The organism is Aquamicrobium segne (genome assembly GCF_042656785.1).
Classification (GTDB): Bacteria; Pseudomonadota; Alphaproteobacteria; order Rhizobiales; family Rhizobiaceae; genus Mesorhizobium; species Mesorhizobium segne.
The window spans coordinates 1-4,366 of the sequence record NZ_JBHSLL010000053.1; the positions used below are offsets into that span (position 1 = coordinate 1).

Annotated in this window: 5 protein-coding genes; 1 reads left to right on the forward strand and 4 read right to left on the reverse strand. The window is 58.3% G+C overall.

All coding sequences use genetic code 11. The features are described 5' to 3' along the window. Positions 1 to 335: 335 nt before the first annotated feature. The 4 genes from ACFPLB_RS14205 to ACFPLB_RS14220 all read right to left on the reverse strand — a co-directional run bounded on the left by ACFPLB_RS14205 (position 336) and on the right by ACFPLB_RS14220 (position 3,098). Entirely contained in the window at positions 336 to 836 is a 501-nt protein-coding gene (locus ACFPLB_RS14205; protein ID WP_000376623.1) for a GNAT family N-acetyltransferase, read from the reverse strand. Between the two features lie 127 nt (positions 837 to 963). Then, entirely contained in the window at positions 964 to 1,803 is an 840-nt protein-coding gene (gene sul1 / locus ACFPLB_RS14210; protein WP_000259031.1) for a sulfonamide-resistant dihydropteroate synthase Sul1, read from the reverse strand. Then, entirely contained in the window at positions 1,797 to 2,144 is a 348-nt protein-coding gene (locus tag ACFPLB_RS14215; protein ID WP_000679427.1) for a quaternary ammonium compound efflux SMR transporter QacE delta 1, read from the reverse strand. The genes sul1 and ACFPLB_RS14215 overlap by 7 nt, the downstream gene beginning before the upstream one ends. 156 nt (positions 2,145 to 2,300) lie before the next feature. Next, positions 2,301 to 3,098 (reverse strand): ANT(3'')-Ia family aminoglycoside nucleotidyltransferase AadA13, encoded by a 798-nt coding sequence (locus tag ACFPLB_RS14220; RefSeq protein WP_001424636.1) that lies wholly within the window; start codon positions 3,096 to 3,098, stop codon positions 2,301 to 2,303. Positions 3,099 to 3,243: 145 nt separating this feature from the next. Here ACFPLB_RS14220 and intI1 point away from each other — a divergent pair, with 145 nt between their 5' ends. After that, complete coding sequence (intI1, locus tag ACFPLB_RS14225) at positions 3,244 to 4,257, forward strand: class 1 integron integrase IntI1 (protein ID WP_000845048.1); 1,014 nt, start codon at positions 3,244 to 3,246, stop codon at positions 4,255 to 4,257. Positions 4,258 to 4,366 lie beyond the last annotated feature (109 nt).

The following is a 4,366-nucleotide window of genomic DNA, read 5'->3' on the forward strand; positions in this document are numbered from 1 at the left end:
TCCGTCATCGTTCCGTCCGTCCAATCTCCGCCAAGCATGCTCAAGCTTCACGATTTTTGCAACAGAGCCCACGAAAGGCGGCGAAGCTCCGCCGTTAATCCGTCCGCCGGAGATCTCGCCCAGGCAGGCTGAAGGCCGAGCAAGCCTGACAGGCCCGAAAAGCCCGGCACGGGCGTCGGCGGCGATGACGGCGGCGGCATTATCCAGGGTTGATGATGGAAGTGGAGGATATCGACAACCTCTCGCGCAACCAAGACATCGCGGTCGGACTGCAAGTGATCTTGAAGCCACGGGCCCGTCCCACCCCGACATGGACCTCGATGCCCGAACGGACGTTAGATTTCGAGTTCTAGGCGTTCTGCGATGAAGGTTGGATCCCAGCCGGGATTGAAAGTGTCGACGTGGGTGAATCCGAGCCGCTCGTATAGGCCACGCAGGTTCGGGTGGCAGTCGAGCCGCAGCTTGGCGCACCCCTGCGTTCGCGCGGCATGGCGGCAAGCCTCGATCAGCGCGGAGCTGACACCCCGGCCCGCATGTGTCCGTCGCACCGCGAGCTTGTGCAGATATGCGGCCTCCCCCTTGAGGGCGTCGGGCCAGAACTCGGGATCCTCGGCCGACAAGGTGCAACAGCCGACGATGCCGTCGCTGCAACTCGCGACTAGGAGCTCGGATCTCAGGACGAAGGTCTCCGCGAATGTCCGGTCGATCCGCGCGACGTCCCAGGCGGGCGTTCCCTTGGCGGACATCCACGCCGCAGCGTCGTGCATCAGCCGCACAACCTCGTCGATATCACCCGAGCAGGCGACCCGAACGTTCGGAGGCTCCTCGCTGTCCATTCGCTCCCCTGGCGCGGTATGAACCGCCGCCTCATAGTGCAGTTTGATCCTGACGAGCCCAGCATGTCTGCGCCCACCTTCGCGGAACCTGACCAGGGTCCGCTAGCGGGCGGCCGGAAGGTGAATGCTAGGCATGATCTAACCCTCGGTCTCTGGCGTCGCGACTGCGAAATTTCGCGAGGGTTTCCGAGAAGGTGATTGCGCTTCGCAGATCTCCAGGCGCGTGGGTGCGGACGTAGTCAGCGCCATTGCCGATCGCGTGAAGTTCCGCCGCAAGGCTCGCTGGACCCAGATCCTTTACAGGAAGGCCAACGGTGGCGCCCAAGAAGGATTTCCGCGACACCGAGACCAATAGCGGAAGCCCCAACGCCGACTTCAGCTTTTGAAGGTTCGACAGCACGTGCAGCGATGTTTCCGGTGCGGGGCTCAAGAAAAATCCCATCCCCGGATCGAGGATGAGCCGGTCGGCAGCGACCCCGCTCCGTCGCAAGGCGGAAACCCGCGCCTCGAAGAACCGCACAATCTCGTCGAGCGCGTCTTCGGGTCGAAGGTGACCGGTGCGGGTGGCGATGCCATCCCGCTGCGCTGAGTGCATAACCACCAGCCTGCAGTCCGCCTCAGCAATATCGGGATAGAGCGCAGGGTCAGGAAATCCTTGGATATCGTTCAGGTAGCCCACGCCGCGCTTGAGCGCATAGCGCTGGGTTTCCGGTTGGAAGCTGTCGATTGAAACACGGTGCATCTGATCGGACAGGGCGTCTAAGAGCGGCGCAATACGTCTGATCTCATCGGCCGGCGATACAGGCCTCGCGTCCGGATGGCTGGCGGCCGGTCCGACATCCACGACGTCTGATCCGACTCGCAGCATTTCGATCGCCGCGGTGACAGCGCCGGCGGGGTCTAGCCGCCGGCTCTCATCGAAGAAGGAGTCCTCGGTGAGATTCAGAATGCCGAACACCGTCACCATGGCGTCGGCCTCCGCAGCGACTTCCACGATGGGGATCGGGCGAGCAAAAAGGCAGCAATTATGAGCCCCATACCTACAAAGCCCCACGCATCAAGCTTTTGCCCATGAAGCAACCAGGCAATGGCTGTAATTATGACGACGCCGAGTCCCGACCAGACTGCATAAGCAACACCGACAGGGATGGATTTCAGAACCAGAGAAAGAAAATAAAATGCGATGCCATAACCGATTATGACAACGGCGGAAGGGGCAAGCTTAGTAAAGCCCTCGCTAGATTTTAATGCGGATGTTGCGATTACTTCGCCAACTATTGCGATAACAAGAAAAAGCCAGCCTTTCATGATATATCTCCCAATTTGTGTAGGGCTTATTATGCACGCTTAAAAATAATAAAAGCAGACTTGACCTGATAGTTTGGCTGTGAGCAATTATGTGCTTAGTGCATCTAACGCCGAAGTTAAGTCGTGCCGCGAAGCGGCATCGGCTTGAACGCATTGTTAGACATCATTGCCGAGCACCTTGGTGATCTCGCTTTTCATGAAGTGAATAAATTCTTCCAACTTATCTGCGCGCAAGACCGAGCGATCTTCCTCTTGCCCAAGATAAGCCTGTCTAGCTTCAAGCAAGACAGACTGATGCTGGGCAGGTAGATGTTCCATTGCCCAGTTGGCAGCGACATCCTTCGGCGCGATTTTACCAGTTGCTGCGCTGTACCAAATGCGGGACAACGTAAGCACTACATTTCGCTCATCGCCGGCCCAGTCGGGCTGCGAGTTCCATAGCTTCAAGGTTTCATTCAGCGCCTTGATTAGATCTTGTTCAGGAACTGGATCAAAGAGTTCCTCCGCCGCCGGACCTACCAAAGCCACGCTATGTTCTCTCGCTTTCGTTAGCAAGATAGCCAGATCGATGTCGATCGTGGCTGGCTCGAAGATACCCGCAAGAATGTCATTGCGCTGCCATTCTCCAAATTGCAGTTCGCGCTTGGCTGGATAACGCCACGGCATAATGTCTTCGTGCACGACAATGGTGACTTCTATAGCGCGGAGAATCTCACTCTCGCCTGGGAAAGCCGAAACCTCCAAAAGATCGTTGAACAAAGCTCGCCGCGTTGTGTCATCAAGCCTTGCGGTCACAGTAACCAGCAAATCAATATCACTGTATGGCTTCAGGCCGCCATCCACTGCGGAGCCGTACAAATGTACGGCAAGCAACGTCGGTTCCAGATGGTGCTCGATAACACTAAGCACCTTGGATAGTTGCGTCGAAATTTCGGCGGTCACTGAGTCCCTCATGATGTCTAACTTTGTTTTAGGGCGACTGCCCTGCTGCGTAACATCGTTGCTGCTCCATAACATCAAACATCGACCCACGGCGTAACGCGCTTGCTGCTTGGATGCCCGAGGCATAGACTGTACAAAAAAACAGTCATAACAAGCCATGAAAACCGCCACTGCGCCGTTACCACCGCTGCGTTCGGTCAAGGTTCTGGACCAGTTGCGTGAGCGCATACGCTACTTGCATTACAGTTTACGAACCGAACAGGCTTATGTCCACTGGGTTCGTGCCTTCATCCGTTTCCACGGTGTGCGTCACCCGGCAACCTTGGGCAGCAGCGAAGTCGAGGCATTTCTGTCCTGGCTGGCGAACGAGCGCAAGGTTTCGGTCTCCACGCATCGTCAGGCATTGGCGGCCTTGCTGTTCTTCTACGGCAAGGTGCTGTGCACGGATCTGCCCTGGCTTCAGGAGATCGGAAGACCTCGGCCGTCGCGGCGCTTGCCGGTGGTGCTGACCCCGGATGAAGTGGTTCGCATCCTCGGTTTTCTGGAAGGCGAGCATCGTTTGTTCGCCCAGCTTCTGTATGGAACGGGCATGCGGATCAGTGAGGGTTTGCAACTGCGGGTCAAGGATCTGGATTTCGATCACGGCACGATCATCGTGCGGGAGGGCAAGGGCTCCAAGGATCGGGCCTTGATGTTACCCGAGAGCTTGGCACCCAGCCTGCGCGAGCAGCTGTCGCGTGCACGGGCATGGTGGCTGAAGGACCAGGCCGAGGGCCGCAGCGGCGTTGCGCTTCCCGACGCCCTTGAGCGGAAGTATCCGCGCGCCGGGCATTCCTGGCCGTGGTTCTGGGTTTTTGCGCAGCACACGCATTCGACCGATCCACGGAGCGGTGTCGTGCGTCGCCATCACATGTATGACCAGACCTTTCAGCGCGCCTTCAAACGTGCCGTAGAACAAGCAGGCATCACGAAGCCCGCCACACCGCACACCCTCCGCCACTCGTTCGCGACGGCCTTGCTCCGCAGCGGTTACGACATTCGAACCGTGCAGGATCTGCTCGGCCATTCCGACGTCTCTACGACGATGATTTACACGCATGTGCTGAAAGTTGGCGGTGCCGGAGTGCGCTCACCGCTTGATGCGCTGCCGCCCCTCACTAGTGAGAGGTAGGGCAGCGCAAGTCAATCCTGGCGGATTCACTACCCCTGCGGGCTCTGTTGCAAAGATTGGCGGCAGTCAGAGGTAGGCTGTCGCTCTGCGCCGATCAGGCGGCTGCTGC